Origin of the sequence: Roseomonas acroporae (assembly GCF_023223525.1) — a bacterium.
In the GTDB taxonomy this organism is placed as follows: Bacteria; Pseudomonadota; Alphaproteobacteria; order Acetobacterales; family Acetobacteraceae; genus Roseomonas_E; species Roseomonas_E acroporae.
Genome location: NZ_JALPRX010000009.1, coordinates 84,062 through 99,798, shown reverse-complemented (window position 1 = coordinate 99,798; position 15,737 = coordinate 84,062). Strand labels below are relative to the sequence as shown.

The 15,737-nt window shown below is 73.9% G+C and carries 17 protein-coding genes; 13 read left to right on the top strand and 4 right to left on the bottom strand.

Translation table 11 applies throughout. The annotated features are described in order from the left end of the window. The first annotated feature begins 8 nt into the window (after positions 1-8). The 7 genes from M0638_RS03405 to M0638_RS03375 all read left to right on the top strand — a co-directional run bounded on the left by M0638_RS03405 (position 9) and on the right by M0638_RS03375 (position 7,981). Positions 9-1,025, top strand: a complete 1,017-nt coding sequence (locus tag M0638_RS03405; RefSeq protein WP_248665551.1) for a Bug family tripartite tricarboxylate transporter substrate binding protein — start codon at positions 9-11, stop codon at positions 1,023-1,025. Between the two features lie 444 nt (positions 1,026-1,469). Continuing rightward, positions 1,470-2,885 carry a class II fumarate hydratase gene (locus M0638_RS03400; protein ID WP_248665550.1) on the top strand — a complete coding sequence of 472 codons (1,416 nt, stop codon included), beginning with the start codon at positions 1,470-1,472 and terminating at the stop codon, positions 2,883-2,885. Positions 2,886-2,912: 27 nt separating this feature from the next. Then, positions 2,913-3,191 carry a ribbon-helix-helix domain-containing protein gene (locus M0638_RS03395; RefSeq protein ID WP_248665549.1) on the top strand — a complete coding sequence of 93 codons (279 nt, stop codon included), beginning with the start codon at positions 2,913-2,915 and terminating at the stop codon, positions 3,189-3,191. Next, complete coding sequence (locus tag M0638_RS03390; protein WP_248665548.1) at positions 3,176-3,505, top strand: antibiotic biosynthesis monooxygenase family protein; 330 nt, start codon at positions 3,176-3,178, stop codon at positions 3,503-3,505. The genes M0638_RS03395 and M0638_RS03390 overlap by 16 nt, the downstream gene beginning before the upstream one ends. A 31-nt stretch (positions 3,506-3,536) precedes the next feature. Next, positions 3,537-4,811: a DNA replication/repair protein RecF gene (gene recF / locus M0638_RS03385; protein ID WP_248665547.1), complete on the top strand. Its 1,275-nt coding sequence runs from the start codon at positions 3,537-3,539 to the stop codon at positions 4,809-4,811. A 51-nt stretch (positions 4,812-4,862) separates the two neighbouring features. Beyond that, complete coding sequence (gyrB, locus tag M0638_RS03380) at positions 4,863-7,370, top strand: DNA topoisomerase (ATP-hydrolyzing) subunit B (protein WP_248665546.1); 2,508 nt, start codon at positions 4,863-4,865, stop codon at positions 7,368-7,370. Positions 7,371-7,744: 374 nt separating this feature from the next. Continuing rightward, complete coding sequence (locus M0638_RS03375) at positions 7,745-7,981, top strand: hypothetical protein (RefSeq protein WP_248665545.1); 237 nt, start codon at positions 7,745-7,747, stop codon at positions 7,979-7,981. Between the two features lie 104 nt (positions 7,982-8,085). On the opposite strand, the gene M0638_RS03370 is transcribed toward M0638_RS03375, so the two are convergent. After that, entirely contained in the window at positions 8,086-8,481 is a 396-nt protein-coding gene (locus M0638_RS03370) for a (R)-mandelonitrile lyase (RefSeq protein ID WP_248665544.1), read from the bottom strand. Positions 8,482-8,643: 162 nt separating this feature from the next. On the opposite strand from M0638_RS03370, the gene M0638_RS03365 reads away from it, so the two are divergent. The 3 genes from M0638_RS03365 (at position 8,644) to M0638_RS03355 (ending at position 11,452) form a co-directional block, all read left to right on the top strand. After that, complete coding sequence (locus tag M0638_RS03365) at positions 8,644-9,672, top strand: ABC transporter substrate-binding protein (protein WP_248665543.1); 1,029 nt, start codon at positions 8,644-8,646, stop codon at positions 9,670-9,672. A 182-nt stretch (positions 9,673-9,854) separates the two neighbouring features. Next, positions 9,855-10,628: an ABC transporter ATP-binding protein gene (locus M0638_RS03360; RefSeq protein ID WP_282571813.1), complete on the top strand. Its 774-nt coding sequence runs from the start codon at positions 9,855-9,857 to the stop codon at positions 10,626-10,628. Next, on the top strand, positions 10,625-11,452 hold the full coding sequence (locus M0638_RS03355) for an ABC transporter permease (RefSeq protein WP_248665541.1): 828 nt from the start codon (positions 10,625-10,627) through the stop codon (positions 11,450-11,452). The genes M0638_RS03360 and M0638_RS03355 overlap by 4 nt, the downstream gene beginning before the upstream one ends. Positions 11,453-11,500: 48 nt before the next feature. On the opposite strand, the gene M0638_RS28730 is transcribed toward M0638_RS03355, so the two are convergent. Further along, entirely contained in the window at positions 11,501-12,073 is a 573-nt protein-coding gene (locus M0638_RS28730; RefSeq protein ID WP_282571806.1) for a LysM and BON domain-containing protein, read from the bottom strand. Between the two features lie 164 nt (positions 12,074-12,237). Between M0638_RS28730 and mobA the strand changes: the two genes are divergently transcribed. Next, entirely contained in the window at positions 12,238-12,972 is a 735-nt protein-coding gene (gene mobA, locus M0638_RS03340; protein ID WP_282571805.1) for a molybdenum cofactor guanylyltransferase MobA, read from the top strand. Between the two features lie 158 nt (positions 12,973-13,130). Here the strand turns inward: mobA and mobB are convergent, their stop codons facing one another. Beyond that, on the bottom strand, positions 13,131-13,646 hold the full coding sequence (gene mobB, locus M0638_RS03335; protein ID WP_248665540.1) for a molybdopterin-guanine dinucleotide biosynthesis protein B: 516 nt from the start codon (positions 13,644-13,646) through the stop codon (positions 13,131-13,133). Between the two features lie 255 nt (positions 13,647-13,901). Then, on the bottom strand, positions 13,902-14,444 hold the full coding sequence (locus M0638_RS03330; protein WP_248665539.1) for a GNAT family N-acetyltransferase: 543 nt from the start codon (positions 14,442-14,444) through the stop codon (positions 13,902-13,904). 99 nt (positions 14,445-14,543) lie between these two features. On the opposite strand from M0638_RS03330, the gene moaB reads away from it, so the two are divergent. Then, entirely contained in the window at positions 14,544-15,083 is a 540-nt protein-coding gene (gene moaB, locus M0638_RS03325) for a molybdenum cofactor biosynthesis protein B (protein ID WP_248665538.1), read from the top strand. 97 nt (positions 15,084-15,180) lie between these two features. Then, positions 15,181-15,486 (top strand): alkylphosphonate utilization protein, encoded by a 306-nt coding sequence (locus M0638_RS03320; protein ID WP_248665537.1) that lies wholly within the window; start codon positions 15,181-15,183, stop codon positions 15,484-15,486. The last annotated feature ends 251 nt before the right edge of the window (positions 15,487-15,737 follow it).

Genomic DNA, 15,737 nt, shown 5'->3' with positions numbered 1-15,737 from the left:
TGAGGCCCATGATGACGCGCCTTCCGCGACGCGCCGCGCTGCTCGCCGCCGGGCTGCTCGCCGCCCCCGCGGCCCGCGCCCAGGCCCTGGCCCCAACCCAAGGCCAAGCCCAGGCGGGAGGCTTCGCGCCGACTCACCCGATCCGGGTGATCGTCCCCTACCCGCCCGGCGGCGTCACCGACCTCGTCGGCCGCGTCGTCGCCGATGGCTGCCGCGACCGCGAGGGGTGGCCCGCCGTGGTGGAGAACAAGCCCGGTGCCAGCGGCCAGATCGGCATGGCCGAGGCGAAGCGCGCGCGACCGGACGGCGAGACGCTGCTGATCGGCGGCTTCGGCAGCCACGTCCTGCCGCCCGCCGTGACGCCCAACTACCCGTTCGACATCCCGCGCGACTTCACGCCGGTCGCCCGCCTTGCCGAGTTCGTGAACGTGCTGGTGGTCAACCCGGCCTCGCCCTGGCACAGCGTCTCGGAGCTGGTGGCGGCGGCGAAGGCGCGGCCGGGCGAGCTGAATTTCGGCTCCTCCGGCACAGGCGCCTCCAACCACATGACGGCGGAGCTGTTCGCGCTGGAGACGGGCACGCGGCTGACCCACATCCCCGGCCAGGGCGCCAACACCTCGATCGTTTCGCTGCGCGCCGGCGACATCCAGCTCATCTTCGAGAACATGCCGGCGGTGCTGGGGCAGATCCGCGACGGCGCGCTGCGGGCGCTGGCCGTCACCAGCGCCTACCGCTCCCGCGCCTTGCCGGAGGTGCCGACCCTGGCCGAGAGCGGCTGGCCCGGCATCGACGTGTCGAGCTGGATCGCCCTCTACGGCCCGCCCGGCCTGCCCGCGCCGCTGCGCGACACGTTGGCGGCGGCGGCCGTGCGGGCAGTGGAGACGGAGCCGGGGCGGGAGCGGCTGGAGCGGGTCGGGTTCGAGATACGCCCGCTGCGGGGCGACGCATTCACGGCGTTCCAGAACGCCCAGCTTGCCCGCTGGCGGGACGTGGTGGCGCGCGCGGGGGTGCGGCCGGCGGGGTGATTTCGGGGCGCTGCTCCGGACCCCGGCAAAGAGGGCGTTGCCCTCTCTGCACTCTCCCACCAAGGGGCGAAGCCCCCTTGGAAACCCCGTTTCGGGAGCGGCGTCCGAGGTGTTTCGACACCCGGGACCAAAACGAATAGAGGTGCAGGAGGGCTTCGCCCTCCTGCCGGATGGGGTCCGGGGCAGGCAGCGCCTTCCCCGACAGGACGCCCCCGACGGCAACCCCTTTCTTCCCCACCCGTTCTGGCCCGGGGGTTGCGGCCCCGGCGGAACCGCGCCGGTGGCCTGTCCACGTCGTGTCCGGGGCTGCAACCGCCCGCCGACCGTCCTATCCTGCCCGCCCGACTCCCGCCCCGCGCGGCGTGTCGCGGCAAGCCGGGTCGATTCCGGCAGCACGGGGTCAGGGGTGCGCAGGCGGTGCCGGCAGCACAGGAGGAGGGCCGCATGGCCGACGCCACCCGCACCGAGACGGACAGTCTCGGCACCATCGACATCCCCGCCGACCGCTACTGGGGCCCGCAGACCGAGCGCGCCCGGCAATTGTTCCGCATCGGCGACCAGCGCTTCCCGCCCCTGCTGATCCGCGCCGTCGGCCTGCACAAGCTGGCCTGCGCCGAGGCCAATGCCGCGCTGGGCGAGCTGCCGCAGGAACTCGCCGAGCCGATCCGGCAGGCGGCGCAGGAGGTGGCGGACGGCAAGCGCGACGCCGACTTCCCGCTGCCGGTCTGGCAGACCGGCTCCGGCACCCAGACCAACATGAACGCCAACGAGGTGATCGCGAACCGCGCCAACGAGATCCTCGGCCAGCCGCTCGGCAGCCGCAAGCCGGTGCACCCGAACGACCACGTCAACCGCGGCCAGTCCTCCAACGACAATTTCCCGACCGTGATGCACATCGCGGCCGCCGAGGCGGTGGAGGGCCGCCTGATCCCGGCCCTCGGCCGCCTGCACGCCGCGCTGTGGCGGCGCGCGGAGGAATGGAACGACATCATCAAGGTCGGCCGCACCCACATGATGGACGCGGTGCCGATGACGCTGGGCCAGGAATTCGGCGCCTGGGCGCGGCAGGTGGAGCTGGGCCAGGCGCGGCTGCGCGACACCATGCCGCGCCTGCTGCTGCTGCCGCAGGGCGGCACCGCGGTCGGCACCGGGCTGAACCGGCATCCGGACCTCGACACGGTGTTCTGCCGCATCGTCGCCGAGCGCACCGGCCTCGCCTTCGCGCCCAACCCGAACAAGTTCGAGGGGATGGGCGCGCATGACGCGCTGGTGGAGCTTTCGGGCCAGCTCAACGTCATCGCCGTCTCGCTGAACAAGCTCGGCAACGACATCCGCCTGCTCGGCTCCGGCCCGCGCTCGGGCATCGCGGAGCTGATCGTGCCGGCGGACGGGCTCTCCTCCTCGATCATGCCGGGCAAGACCAACCCGACCCAGGCCGAGGCGCTGACCATGGTCTGCGCCCGGGTGATCGGCAACAACACCACCGTCACGGTGGCGGGCGCGCAGAGCTACCTGGAGCTCAACGTGTTCAAGCCGGTGATCATCCACGCCGTGCTGGAATCGGTCTCGCTGCTGGCGGACGCGGCCGAGAGCTTCGCCGTGAACATGGTGGAGAAGCTGGCGCCGAACCGCGAGCGGATCGCGCAGAACCTCGCCAATTCGCTGATGCTGGTGACGGCGCTGAACCCGCATATCGGCTACGACAAGGCGGTGCGGATCGGCAAGAAGGCGCTGGCCGAGAACCTGACGCTGAAGGAGGCGGCGGCGCAGCTCGGCTATGTCACGCCGGAGGATTTCGACCGCTGGGTGCGGCCCGAGGAGATGGTGGTGCCGGGGATGACGCTGGAGGGCGGTGGCTGAGCCGCCTTCGCCGGGCCGACCTTCCCGATGACCGGCACCCACCTGGCCAAGCGTTCCTTCAGCCTCGCCGGGCACCGCACCTCCGTGGCGCTGGAGCCGCCCTTCTGGCGGGTGCTGGAGGCCGAGGCGTTGCGGCGCGGCCGCAGCCTCGCCGCGCTGGTCGCCGCGGTGGATGCCGACCGTTCCGACCCCACCTTGCCATTGGCCAGCGCGCTGAGGGTGTTCGCCCTCGCCGCGCGGTGCCAGGATCGTTCCGACCCGTATCGTTCCGACCAGGAGGACCAGCCGCCATGTTCATCGCCATGAACCGCTTCCGCGTCGCCAGGGGCCAGGAGGCGGCGTTCGAGCATCTCTGGGCCTCGCGCGACACGCATCTGCACGCGGTGCCGGGCTTCGTGGAATTCCACCTGCTGCGCGGCCCGGAGCGCGAGGACCACACCCTGTTCGCCTCGCATACCATCTGGCGCGACCGCGCCGCCTTCGAGGACTGGACCCGCTCGGAGGCGTTCCGCATGGCCCACCGCAACGCCGGCGACAACCGCGCCCTGTACCTCGGCCACCCGGAATTCGAGGGGTTCGAGGTGGTGCAGACCGTGGCGCGCGAGAAGGCCGCGGCGTAACCCGCCGCGGCGGGGCGGCCCGCCGGCCGGCATGGCCGGTCCCGACCGCCCCGCCTGCCTGACCAGCCGGCAGGCCATACCGCGCGGCGCGGAAAAGCCCTATCTCCCCTCGGTGCCCCCCGCCCCGCCGCTCCGACTCACCCGACTGCTGCTGCACGACTTCCGTTCCTACGCCGAGGCGAGCTGGCCGGTGTCCGGGCGCATCGTGCTGGTGAGCGGCGAGAACGGCGCGGGCAAGACCAACCTGCTGGAGGCGATCAGCCTGCTCGCCCCCGGGCGCGGCCTGCGCGGGGCGCGGGTGGCGGAGCTGGCGCGGCACGACCCGGCGGGCGGTGCCGCCTGGGCCGTGGCGGGCCGCTTCGAGGGGCCGGGGGGCGAGAGCGAGATCGGCACCGGGACGCCGCCCGCCGGCACCTCCGGCGGCGGCTCGCCCGGCAATGCCCCCGACCGGCGCGTGTTCCGGCTGGACGGCAACCCGGTCCGTTCCCAGGCCGAGCTGGCCGAGCGCGTCGCCATGGTCTGGCTGACGCCGCAGATGGACCGGCTGTTCCAGGAGGGGCTTTCCGGCCGCCGCCGCTTCCTCGACCGGCTGGTCTGGGCGCTGGAGCCCGGCCATGCGCGCGAGGTGGCGGCGCACGACCAGGCGATGAGCCAGCGCAACCGGCTGCTGGCCGAGCGGCGCGGCGACAATGCCTGGCTGGCGGCGCTGGAGGATGCGATGGCCCGGCACGGCGTCGCCGCCACGGCGGCGCGGCGGGCGGTGGTGGCGCAGCTCAACGCGCTGCTGGAGGGCGGCGTGGTGGGGGCCTTCCCGGCCGCGCGCCTCGGCCTCGCCTGCGGCATCGCCGAGGCGCTGGACCGCGAGCCGGCCCTGGCCGTCGAGGACCGGCTGCGCGCCGACCTCGCCCTCGCCCGCCCGCGCGACGCGGCGGCCGGCGCCGCGCTGTCGGGGGCGCATCGCTGCGACATGCTGCTGACGCATGCCGGCAAGGGCGTGCCCGCGTCGCTCTGCTCCACCGGCGAGCAGAAGGCGCTGCTGGTGGCGATGGTGCTGGCGCATGCGGCGCTGATGGGGACGCAGCGCGGCTTCGCGCCGCTGCTGCTGCTCGACGAGATCGCCGCCCATCTCGACGCGGCAAGGCGCGAGGCGCTGTTCGCGGCCCTGTCGGCGCTGCCGGCGCAGGCCTTCCTGACGGGTACCGACCCGGCGCTTTTCGCGCCCCTCGCGGGGCTGGCGGAGGGGTTCCGGGTGGAGGGCGGGAAAGTTGTTCCGGACCCGCATTTCCCCGTGCCGAAAGCGGCCTGAATACCTATATTTCCGAAGCAATTCCGACAGGTTCAGGAGCCTTCCTCCGGCATGACCGACGCCGCTGCGCGCGCCGACTCCGCCTCCAACGCCGCAACGCCCGCCGCTGCGTCGCCCACCGCCGCGTCCAACGAGGCCTACGACAGCGCTTCCATCACCGTGCTGCGGGGGCTCGAAGCCGTCCGCAAGCGGCCCGGCATGTACATCGGCGACACCGATGACGGCTCCGGCCTGCACCACATGGCCTTCGAGATCATCGACAACGCCGTGGACGAGGCCCAGGCCGGCTACGCCACGCGCTGCGACGTGGTGCTGAACGGCGACGGCTCCGTCTCCGTCCGCGACGACGGCCGCGGCATCCCGACCGACATCCACGTCGAGGAGGGCGTCTCGGCCGCCGAGGTCGTGCTGACGCGGTTGCACGCGGGCGGCAAATTCAACCAGAATTCCTACAAGGTCTCGGGCGGCCTGCACGGCGTGGGCGCCGCCGTGGTGAACGCGCTGTCCGAGTGGATGGAGGTGCGCATCTGGCGCAACGGGCTGGAGCACTTCATCCGCTTCGAGCACGGCGAGACGGTGCGGCCGCTGGAGGTGGTCGGCCCCTCCGCCGAACCGAACGGCACGCAGGTGACGTTCAAGCCCTCCTCCGGCACCTTCACGCGGACCGAGTACGAGTTCGCCATCCTGGAGCGCCGGCTGCGCGAGCTGGCCTTCCTCAATTCCGGCCTCGCCATCACCCTGCGCGACGACCGGCACGTCGAGCCGCAGGCGGTGGAGTTCTGCTTCAAGGGCGGGCTGACCGCCTTCGTGGAGTGGCTCGACCAGGGCAAGGAGCCGCTGTTCAAGCCGCCCATCGCCGCCGTCTCCAAGGTCGCGGCCGACGGCATCCAGGTCGAGATCGCGATGTGGTGGAACAACAGCCCGCGCGAGGTGGCGCTGTGCTTCACCAACAACATCCCGCAGCGCGACGGCGGCACGCACCAGGCCGGCTTCCGCCAGGCGCTGACCCGCGTCGTCGCGAAATACGCCGAGGATCTCGCGAAGAAGGAGAAGGTCGAGCTCGCCGGCGAGGACATGCGCGAGGGGCTGACCGCGGTCGTCTCGGTCAAGGTGCCGGACCCGAAATTCTCCTCGCAGACCAAGGACAAGCTGGTCTCCTCCGAGGTGCAGCCGGTGGTGCAGGCCGCCGTGGCGGACGCGCTCGGCCACTGGTTCGAGACGCACCCGAAGGAAGCGCGCCTCGTGCTGGATCAGGTCGTGCTCTCGGCCGCGGCCCGCAAGGCGGCGCAGCTCGCGCGCGAGAAGGTCGGGCGCAAGGGCGTGCTCGACATCTCCTCGCTGCCCGGCAAGCTCGCCGACTGCCAGGAGAAGGACCCGGCGAAGTCCGAGCTGTTCATCGTCGAGGGTGACTCGGCCGGCGGCTCCGCCAAGCAGGGCCGCGACCGCCGCTTCCAGGCGATCCTGCCGCTCAAGGGCAAGATCCTGAACGTGGAGCGCGCGCGGCTCGACCGCATGCTGGGCTCGGCCGAGATCGGCACGCTGATCACGGCGCTCGGCACCGGCATCGGCCGCGGCGAGACCGACAAGGGCGGCTTCTCGGCCGACAACCTGCGCTACCACCGCATCGTCATCATGACGGACGCGGACGTGGACGGCTCGCACATCCGCACCCTGCTGCTGACCTTCTTCTTCCGCCAGATGCCGGAGCTGATCGAGCGCGGCCACCTCTACATCGCCCAGCCGCCGCTCTACCGCGCCAAGCGCGGCAACGAGGAGCGCTACCTCAAGGACGACCGCGCGCTGGAGGACTACCTGCTGGAGAAGGCCCTGGCCGGCGCCGCCTTCGTCGCCGGGGGCCAGGAGGCAGGCGACGCCGGGCATACCGGCGAGGCGCTGCGCGCCGAGGTGGAGGCGATGCGCCAGGCCGCCTCGCGCATCCGCCGCATGGCCTCCGTGATGCCGGCCTGGATCCTGGAGCAGGCGGCCGTCGTCGGCGCGCTGACGCCCGATGCCGAGCGCGGCCCGGCGGTGGAGCAGGCGCTGCAGAACCGGCTCGACGCGCAATCCCTGCCGGCCGAGCGCGGCTGGAAGGTCTCGCTCGGCGCCGAGGGACTCAGCGTCCGCCGCCTCGTGCGCGGCGTGACCGAACGCTACGCGCTGGACGCCGCCGCGCTGCGCAGCGCCGAGGCGCGCTGGCTGGAGGAGCGCCGCGAGGCGTTCGGCGCCACCTACGACGCGGCGAACGGCGACGGCGCCGCGACTCTGCGCCTGGACGGCACGGCGCACCCGGTGCGCGGCCCGCTGATGGCCTTCGAGCGCATCCTGGCGCAGGGCCGCAAGGGCCTCGCCATCCAGCGCTTCAAGGGGCTGGGCGAGATGAACCCGGAGCAGCTCTGGAAGACCACGCTCGATCCCGCCATCCGCACGCAGCTCCAGGTGCGGGTGGAGGATGTGGAGGATGCCGAGCAGGTCTTCTCCACGCTGATGGGCGACGTGGTGGAGCCGCGGCGCGAGTTCATCGTCGGCAACGCGCTGAAGGTCGCCAACCTCGACGTGTAGCGGCGGGCGCGGGCCGGGTTTTCCCGGCCCTGCCCCGTGTGCGGCACGCGCCGGGGCCTCCCGGCGCGCGCATTCGCGCCGGCGCCGCTGGCCCCGCGCCGCCTGGCCCCGTGCCGCGGGGCCCCATGCTGCCGGGCCCCGTGCCGCGGGGCGTCGTTTCGATGCGCTTCCCGATGCTTCGGGAACCCCCTTCCCCTCCCCGCCGTTTGGCTTTCCCGTTCCCGTCATGCCCGCTGGGCGACACCCCTGGGCAGTACGCTTGGGCAGTACCCTGGGGCGACGCCCGTCCGGGCACTCCCGGCGCAGCGCTCGGGCGATCCGTCCGCAGGGCCGGATGCGTGACAGGTGGCGGCATCAGCGATCGAGGGCGAACAATGAACAAGCAAGACGCGACGACCGGTCTTCCCGTCATCGAGGGCAGCCGCATCCTGATCGAGGATGACGCCCAGGCCGGGCACGTCGCCGTCCTGACCCGGCGGGAGGTGTCGCGGCGTCAGCAGCCGAGGACCATGATCCTCGACGAACTGGTCTGGCTGGACGAGGCGACGGGCCGCGAGGTGGCGCCGCAACACTGGCGGCCGCTCCGTCGCGGGGACGTCACGACGCACTGACCACGACCTCCGCCGGGAGCGGTTTCCGGCGGGAGGGTCCTGTTCCCGGCACTTGGCCCGGCAGGCGGCGGGTCGGTTCCGCCGCCCGTCCGCCGGGCCGTCCGTCAGGCCCGGTACTGCTCGTCGGAGACCTTCTCCAGCCACTCGACGGTGCTGCCGTCCAGCTTCTCCTGGACGGCGATGTGGCTCATGCCCGTGGTCGCCGTGGCGCCGTGCCAGTGCTTCTCGCCCGGCGGGAACCACACCACGTCACCCGGCCTGATCTCCTCCACCGGGCCGCCTTCCCGCTGCGCCCAGCCGCAGCCGGCGGTGACGATCACCGTCTGGCCGAGCGGATGCCGGTGCCAGGCGGTGCGGGCGCCGGGCTCGAAGGTGACGTGCGCCCCGACGACCCGCGCCGGCTCGGCGGCCTCGAACAGCGGATCGACACGGACGGCACCGGTGAAGTACTCGGCCGGCCCCTTGCCCGAGGGCCGTGATCCGGCGCGCCTCAGTTCCATTCCGCTCTCCCCGTCCCGCTCTCCGTCGGCGCACCATTCTGCGCGAAGTCATGGCGGCGGCGCCAGCGCCCCGCCGCGCCCCTCCCGCGCCAGACCGCTCTTGCGCCGCGGCGACGCATGCCGGACCCTTCGCGTCACATCGCCGTCAGGGAGAAGGGCTGGATGCGCTACCGTGTCTCGCGCCGTGCCGCGCTCGGGCTGCTCGGGGCCGGCGCGCCGCTGCTGCTGCCCGTGCCGGGTGCCGCCCCGCGCGCGCAGGCGCTCGACAAGGTCAGCTTCATGACCAACTGGCGCGCCCAGGCCGAGCATGGCGGCTTCTACCAGGCGCAGGCCGCGGGCCTCTACCGCGCCGCCGGGCTGGATGTGGAGTTGCGCGCCGGCGGGCCGCAGCTCAACCCGACCCAGCTCCTGATCGGCGGGCGGGTGGACATGGCGATGTCGAACGGCATGGAGGCGCTGAACCTCGTGCGCGAGAACATGCCCTTCCTGTGCGTCGCCGCCGTGTTCCAGAAGGACATGCAGGTGCTGATGGCGCATCCCGGCACCGGCGTCACCGGCTTCGAATCGCTGCGCGGCCGCACGCTGCTGATCGCCTCCCAGGCGCGCGTCACCTGGTGGCCCTTCGTGCGGCAGAAGTACGGGCTGCGCGACGAGCAGGTGCGCCCCTACACCTTCAACATGCAGCCCTTCCTGGCCGACCGCATGCTGATCCAGGAAGGCTATCTCGGCTCCGAGCCCTTCACCCTGCGGCAGATGGGCGTCGATCCGGTGACGCTGCTGATCCACGACGCGGGCTTCGAGAATTACGGCACCACCATCAACGTCGGCCGCGACACGCTGGCGCGGCGGCGCGAGGTGATCGCGCGCTTCGTCGATGCCTCGATGCACGGCTGGGACCAGTACCTCAAGGGCCCGGCCGGCGGCTTCGACACGGCCGCCGCCAACGCCCTCATCCGGCGCGACAACCCGGAGATGGGCGAGGACCTGATCGCCTACGGCACGCGCGCGATGAACGAGGCCGGCATCGTGCGCGGCGGCGACGCGCGGACCCTGGGAATCGGCGCCATGACCGAGGCGCGCTGGGAGGGCTTCCACAGATCGGTTGCCGCGGTGGGCGTGCTGCCGGCCGATCTCGACTGGCGCCGCGCCTTCGACCTGTCGCTGGTCAACAGGGGCATCGGCCGGAGCTGAGCGTGGACGGGCCGGCACCGGGAATGCGGCACGCCGGGACGGACGGTGTGGGATCGGGCGGCGCAGGGTCGGGCGGCGCAGGATCGGGCGGCACGCGGCCGGAGGCTGCCGCGCCGGGCCCGGGACAACCGGCCGCCTCCCCGCCTGCCGCCATCCCGGGCGGGGTCCAGCCGGACGACGCCCTGCTCGTCCTGTCCGGCGTCGGACGGCGCTTTCCCGGCGGCACGCGGGCGCTTTCGGACATCGACCTCACGGTGCGGCGCGGCGAGTTCCTGTCGCTGCTCGGCCCTTCCGGCTGCGGCAAGTCCACGCTGCTGCGGCTGCTGGCCGGGCTCGACCGGCCCAGCGAGGGCACGCTGCGTCGCGACGCGGCCCTCGCCGCCGGCGGCATGGGCTTCGTGTTCCAGGAGCCGACGCTGATGCCCTGGGCCACCGCGCTCGGCAACGTCCGGCTGCCGCTGCGCCTCGCCGGCATCGGCCGGCGCGAGGGCGAGGCGCGCGCCGCGGCGGCGCTGGAAGCGGTCGGGCTCGGCGGCTTCCAGCGGGCGCTGCCGCGCGAGCTCTCGGGCGGCATGCGCATGCGCGTCTCGATCGCCCGCGCGCTGGTGACGCGCCCCGCCCTGCTGCTGATGGACGAGCCCTTCGCGGCGCTCGACGAGATCACCCGCCACCGGCTGAACGACGACCTGCTCGCCCTCTGGTCGGAAACCGGCGTCACCGTGGTGTTCGTGACGCATTCGGTGTTCGAGAGCGTCTTCCTCTCCACCCGCATCCTGGTCATGGCCGCGCATCCGGGCCGCATCGTCGCCGAGCTGCGCCCGCCGCCGCCGCCGCGCCCGCCGGGCTTCCGCACCTCGCCCGGCTACGCCGCGCATTGCGCCGAGGCGATGGCCGCGCTGGAGCGCGCCATGGCCCTGCCCCGAATGGTCCTGTCCCGGGCGGCCCCGCCCGCATGAAGGACGGGACCGCCGACGCGCGCCCGGACGGCACGGCCCTCGCCGCCCGCCTCGCCGCGCAGGCCGCGCCCGTCGCCGTCGGCCTGCTCGTGCTGCTTCTCTGGGAGGGGCTGGTGCGCGCCCTCGCCGTGCCGCCCTGGATCCTGCCCGGCCCCGTCGCGATCGGCACGGCGCTGGTGGCGGACTGGCCGCTGCTCGGCCCCTCGCTGCTGGTCACGCTGCGGATCGCGCTGCTCTCGCTGCTGATCTCGGCGGCGGCCGGCGCCGGGCTGGCGCTGCTCTTCGCGCAGTCGCGCTGGCTGGAGCGGGCGCTGTTCCCCTATGCCGTGGTGCTGCAGGTGACGCCCGTGGTCGCCATCGCGCCGCTGATCCTGATCTGGACCGACGACGTGACGGCCTCGCTGCTGATCTGCGCCACCATCGTCGCCTTCTTCCCGATCCTCGCCAACACGGCGACCGGCCTGCGCTCGGCCGACCGCAACCTGGAGGACCTGTTCCGCCTCTACGGCGCCACGCGCCGGCAGTCGCTGCTGCTGCTGCGCGTGCCGGCCGCGCTGCCCTGGTTCCTGGCGGGGCTGCGCGTCGCGGGCGGGCTCGCGCTGATCGGCGCGGTGGTGGCGGAGTTCGTGGCGGGCGCGGGCGGCGCCGGCTCCGGCCTCGCCTTCCGCATCCTGGAGGCGTCCTTCCAGCTCCGCATCCCGCGCATGTTCGCGGCGCTGGCGCTGATCTCGGCCAGCGGCATCGCGATCTTCGCGGCGCTCGGCCTGCTGCAGCGCCTGCTGCTGCGCCGCTGGCACGAGAGCGAGCTGCGGCGCGAGAGGTGAACCCGCGCCGCCCGGCATGCTCCCGGGCGGCGCGAGGCGGGCCTCGGCTCAGGGCTTCGGCGGGATGCGCAGCACCTGGCCGGGATAGATGTGGTTCGGATCGTGCAGCATCGGCCGGTTCGCCTCGAAGATGCGCATGTAGGCGTTGCCGTCGCCGTAGAAGTGCTTCGCGATCGCGGAGAGCGTGTCACCCGAGTGCACCGTGTAGAACAGCGAGCCGCCGGTGCCCTGCGCCACCCCGCGCTGCGGCGTCGCCGCATGCACCGTGTTGCCCGCCGCGATCGGATCGGCCGAGCCGGCCGGCAGGTGCGAGAAGCTGCTCAGCGTGTCGAGCAGGTTGCCGGACGCCTTGCTCGCCTCCATGCGGTCCTCGACGCGCGCGACGCCCTGCACGTTGCCGACCGCGAGCACGATCTTCTCGCGCGTCTCCGGGTCCTTCGGCCTGCCGGTCAGGATCACCTTGTCATCGTCCACCTCGATGCCGATGCCCTCGGCCGGCAGGTGCAGGCGGGCCAGCTCGGCCTTCAGCGCCTCGGCGGTCACGGGCTGGTCGCGGACCAGGCCGACATGCGTCTCGTTCAGGGCGCGGCCGACACCCTTGATGAAGCTGAACAGGCTCATGGTCGAACTCCCTTGCGGCGGCGGTCCGCCGGCGATCCCGCGACGCGGCGGGCGGCTGCGTTGCCGATCCGGCCCGAACGTAGCCGCTCCCGGCCGGTTGCCACCAGCGCGGGCACGGCACGACCCGTTGCCCCATCCCCGCCCCCGACCCCATGCTGCGGCCGATGCTGACGAACGGCTCGCAGGGCAGGACGGGGCGCGGCGCCGACGACACGGCCGGGGCCGCTGCCGCGGCGGCGCGCGCCACGCTCGGCGTCGTGCTGGCGGGGGGCCTGGCCCGGCGCATGGGCGGCGGCGACAAGCCGCTGCTGCCCCTGGCCGGCCGGCCGCTGCTCGACCACGTGCTCGGCCGGCTGCGGCCGCAGCTCGGCGCGCTGGCGCTGAGTGCCAACGGCGACCCGGCCCGCTTCGCCGCCTGGGGCCTGCCCGTGCTGCCGGACCCGCTGCCGGACCATCCGGGCCCGCTCGCCGGCGTGCTGGCGGCGCTGGATCACGCCGCCGGGCTGGGGGCCGGCGCCCGGGAAGCCGGCGTGGCCGGGCAGGCGCCGGCCTGGGTGGTCTCGGTGCCGGGCGACTGCCCCTTCATTCCCCCCGACCTGGTGGCGCGGCTGCATGCGGCGCGGCGCGCCACCGGGCGGCCGCTGGCCTGTGCCCGCTCGGCCGGGCGCGCGCACCCGACGGTCGGGCTCTGGCCGGTCTCCTGCCGGGAGGCGCTGCGCGCCGCGCTGCTGGCCGGCGAGCGCAAGGTCGGCCGCTGGGCCGCGTCGCAGGGCTGCGCCGAGGCCGAATGGCCGGCCGAGCCGGTCGATCCCTTCCTCAACGCCAACACGCTGGCGGACCTTGCCGCCGCCGAGGCGCTGCTGGCCGGCGGGGATCGCCCCGGCCGCATCCTCCGCTGAGCCCCCGAGCCCACGTTCCGGGCCCACGCCCCCGAGCCAACGCTCCCAGCTTACGCCCCCAGCTTTACGCCCCCAGCTTTACGCCCCGGAGTCGGCGCGCCGGAGGCAACGCCACCGGGTCGGGGCGGCGGAACCGCTTCCGGTCGGTCGCATGCCGTTCAGGCCGCCTCGACCGGCGCCGCCAGTCGCAGCGCCAGATCGGCGACGGCCGGGATGTCGTCCAGCGACGCCCAGGGAAGCGCGGCGTGCGGCGCGCCACCGGGCGGCACGTCGCTCGCCACGGCGACGATGCGCGGATCCTCCGGATGCAGCCAGGGCTTGCCGTTGGCCGCGCGGTGCACCTCGATCTTCGGGTGACGGTCGCGCTTGAAGCCCTCCACCAGCACGAGATCCACCGGCGAGAGCCGCGCCAGCAGCCCGGCCAGCGTCGGCTCGGGCGCGCCGCGCAGCTCGGTCATCAGCGCCCAGCGGTTGGCCGAGGCCACCAGCACCTGCCGCGCCCCCGCCTCGCGATGCCGGTGGGAATCCTTGCCCGGCCGGTCGACGTCGAAATCGTGGTGCGCGTGCTTGATGGTGGAGACGGCGACGCCGCGCCGCCCCAGCTCCGGGATCAGCCGCTCCAGCAGCGTGGTCTTGCCCGCGCCGCTCCAGCCGGCGAAGCCGATCAGGCGCAAGGCGCGGCCCCGGGCGGCGGAGCCGCCATGGAACGGAGCGGCGGCAGAGCCGCCATGGAACGGGGCGGCGTTGCCGCCATGGGCCGAAGCGGCGGCGCCGCCATGGCCCGGGGCGCCGGTCCCGTCCCGAGATCCTGCCCGACACTCATGCCCCGCTCTCCGGCCCTGCCATGCGGCTCCTATAGAACATCCGGGTCGAGGTGGAAGCGCGGGGCCCGAAGCGCGAAGCCGGAGCGCCGGCGCCGCCCCCTCGCCTCATCCCCGCGCCCGCCACGCCGCCCGGTCCTGCCCCCAGGTCTCCACCGGCTCCGTGTCGTAGGGCGCCGGCAGCATCCCCGGCCCGCGCCGCCGGGAGCCCAGCCGCGCCGCCACCGCCTGCGAGGCGATGTTCTCCGGCGCGATCAGGTGGATCACCTCCCGCCAGCCCAGCGCGTCGAAGGCCCAGGCGGTGGCGGCCTCGGCGCCCTCGGTGGCGTAGCCGCGGCCCCAGGCATGGCGCGCCAGCCCCCAGCCGATCTCCGTGCCCGGCCAGCCCTCCGGCTGCCACGGCCCGAGGCGGCCGACCCAGCGCCCGCTCTCGCGCTCCACCACCGAGAACATGGAGAAGCCCTTCAGCGTCCAGGATCCCGCCATCGCCATCAGCGAGCGCCAGGCGCCGAGGCGCGGCTGCGGCCCGCCCAGGTATCGCTGCGCCTCCGGGTCGGCCATGAATTCCGCCCAGTCGTCGAGGTCCGACTCCAGCGGCGGCCGCAGCACCAGGCGCGCCGTCTCGATCACCGGCCCGTTCATCCAGCCCATCCCCGCCCCCATCCCCACCCCTTCGTGCCGCCCCCGGCCGCTGACTCGCCGCCCGGCACCGCCTACATGCAGTCGCCAGCCAAGCCCCGGAGCCCGCCCATGCCGATCGACGAGAGCCTGCCCTTCGTACGCGTCAACATCGCCGTGCTCACCGTCTCCGACACGCGCGACCTCGCCTCGGACCGCTCGGGCCAGACGCTCCGGGACCGCATCGAGGAGGCCGGCCATGCCTGCGTGGCGCGCGAGATCGTACGCGACGACGCGCCCGCCATCGAGGCGGTGCTGCGCCGCTGGATCGCCGATCCCGCCGTCGACTGCGTCATCACCACCGGCGGCACCGGCATCACCGGCCGCGACGTGACGCCCGAGGCGTTCGAGCGCGTGCTGGAGAAGCGGATCGAGGGCTTCGGCGAGCTGTTCCGCATGCTGAGCTACCAGAAGATCGGCACTTCCACGATGCAGTCCCGCGCCCTGGGCGGCGTCGCCGGCGGCACCTACCTGTTCGCCCTGCCCGGCTCCACCGGCGCCTGCAAGGATGCCTGGGACGACATCCTGCGCTTCCAGCTCGATGCCCGCCACAGGCCCTGCAACCTCGTCGAGCTGATGCCGCGCCTGCAGGAGCATCTGCGCGCCGCCTGAAGGCCGCGCCGGACGCCGTCCAGGGGCGCGCGGCGGCCCCTTGCCGCCGCCCCCGCCCGCCGGGAAAAAGGCGCCGTCTGGCGCAGGAGAGGCGGGGATGGCCGACGACGAGTACGTGTACGACGAGGCGACCGGGGAGTGGCGCCCGGCCGGCGAGATCGCCGCGGCGGCGGCAGCCGCGACCGGCCGGCCCGAGGTGCGGGACGCGGCCGGCAACCTCCTCGCCGACGGCGACGCCGTGACGCTCATCAAGGACCTCAAGGTCAAGGGCGCGAACCAGACCCTGAAGCAGGGCACGGTGATCCGCTCGATCCGCCTGACCGACGACCCGGCGGAGATCGACTGCCGCCACGACAGCATCAAGGGCCTGGTCCTGCGCACCGAGTTCGTGCGCAAGCGCTGACATCGCCCGCCGGCGCCTCCCATCTCCTCCGCTCCCCGCCGTTCCCGTCGGCGGGCCGCGCGGGAGGCCGGCGGCGAGGCCGGGGAGGATGCCGGCCCCACCGGCGCGGCAGCAACGTGCCGGAAGCGGGACTTGCCCCGTTGACCGGCCCGCCTCGTTCCGCCTATGCGTCGCCCATGTTCCTGGCCATCACCAGCAAGCGCATCACCAAGACGACCGCTCCGGCGGGGCGTCTCCTGGTGCGTGCGCGG

Coding starts and splice junctions, on each gene's coding strand:
- M0638_RS03395 (WP_248665549.1), top strand. CDS start 2,913: ATGACCGGCACCCACCTGGCCAAGCGTTCCTTCAGCCTCGCCGGGCAC.
- M0638_RS03320 (WP_248665537.1), top strand. CDS start 15,181: ATGGCCGACGACGAGTACGTGTACGACGAGGCGACCGGGGAGTGGCGC.
- M0638_RS03405 (WP_248665551.1), top strand. CDS start 9: ATGATGACGCGCCTTCCGCGACGCGCCGCGCTGCTCGCCGCCGGGCTG.
- M0638_RS28730 (WP_282571806.1), bottom strand. CDS start 12,073: ATGAGCCTGTTCAGCTTCATCAAGGGTGTCGGCCGCGCCCTGAACGAG.
- M0638_RS03390 (WP_248665548.1), top strand. CDS start 3,176: ATGTTCATCGCCATGAACCGCTTCCGCGTCGCCAGGGGCCAGGAGGCG.
- M0638_RS03370 (WP_248665544.1), bottom strand. CDS start 8,481: ATGGAACTGAGGCGCGCCGGATCACGGCCCTCGGGCAAGGGGCCGGCC.
- recF (WP_248665547.1), top strand. CDS start 3,537: ATGGCCGGTCCCGACCGCCCCGCCTGCCTGACCAGCCGGCAGGCCATA.
- M0638_RS03330 (WP_248665539.1), bottom strand. CDS start 14,444: ATGGGCTGGATGAACGGGCCGGTGATCGAGACGGCGCGCCTGGTGCTG.
- moaB (WP_248665538.1), top strand. CDS start 14,544: ATGCCGATCGACGAGAGCCTGCCCTTCGTACGCGTCAACATCGCCGTG.
- mobA (WP_282571805.1), top strand. CDS start 12,238: ATGCTGACGAACGGCTCGCAGGGCAGGACGGGGCGCGGCGCCGACGAC.
- M0638_RS03400 (WP_248665550.1), top strand. CDS start 1,470: ATGGCCGACGCCACCCGCACCGAGACGGACAGTCTCGGCACCATCGAC.
- gyrB (WP_248665546.1), top strand. CDS start 4,863: ATGACCGACGCCGCTGCGCGCGCCGACTCCGCCTCCAACGCCGCAACG.
- M0638_RS03375 (WP_248665545.1), top strand. CDS start 7,745: ATGAACAAGCAAGACGCGACGACCGGTCTTCCCGTCATCGAGGGCAGC.
- M0638_RS03355 (WP_248665541.1), top strand. CDS start 10,625: ATGAAGGACGGGACCGCCGACGCGCGCCCGGACGGCACGGCCCTCGCC.
- M0638_RS03365 (WP_248665543.1), top strand. CDS start 8,644: ATGCGCTACCGTGTCTCGCGCCGTGCCGCGCTCGGGCTGCTCGGGGCC.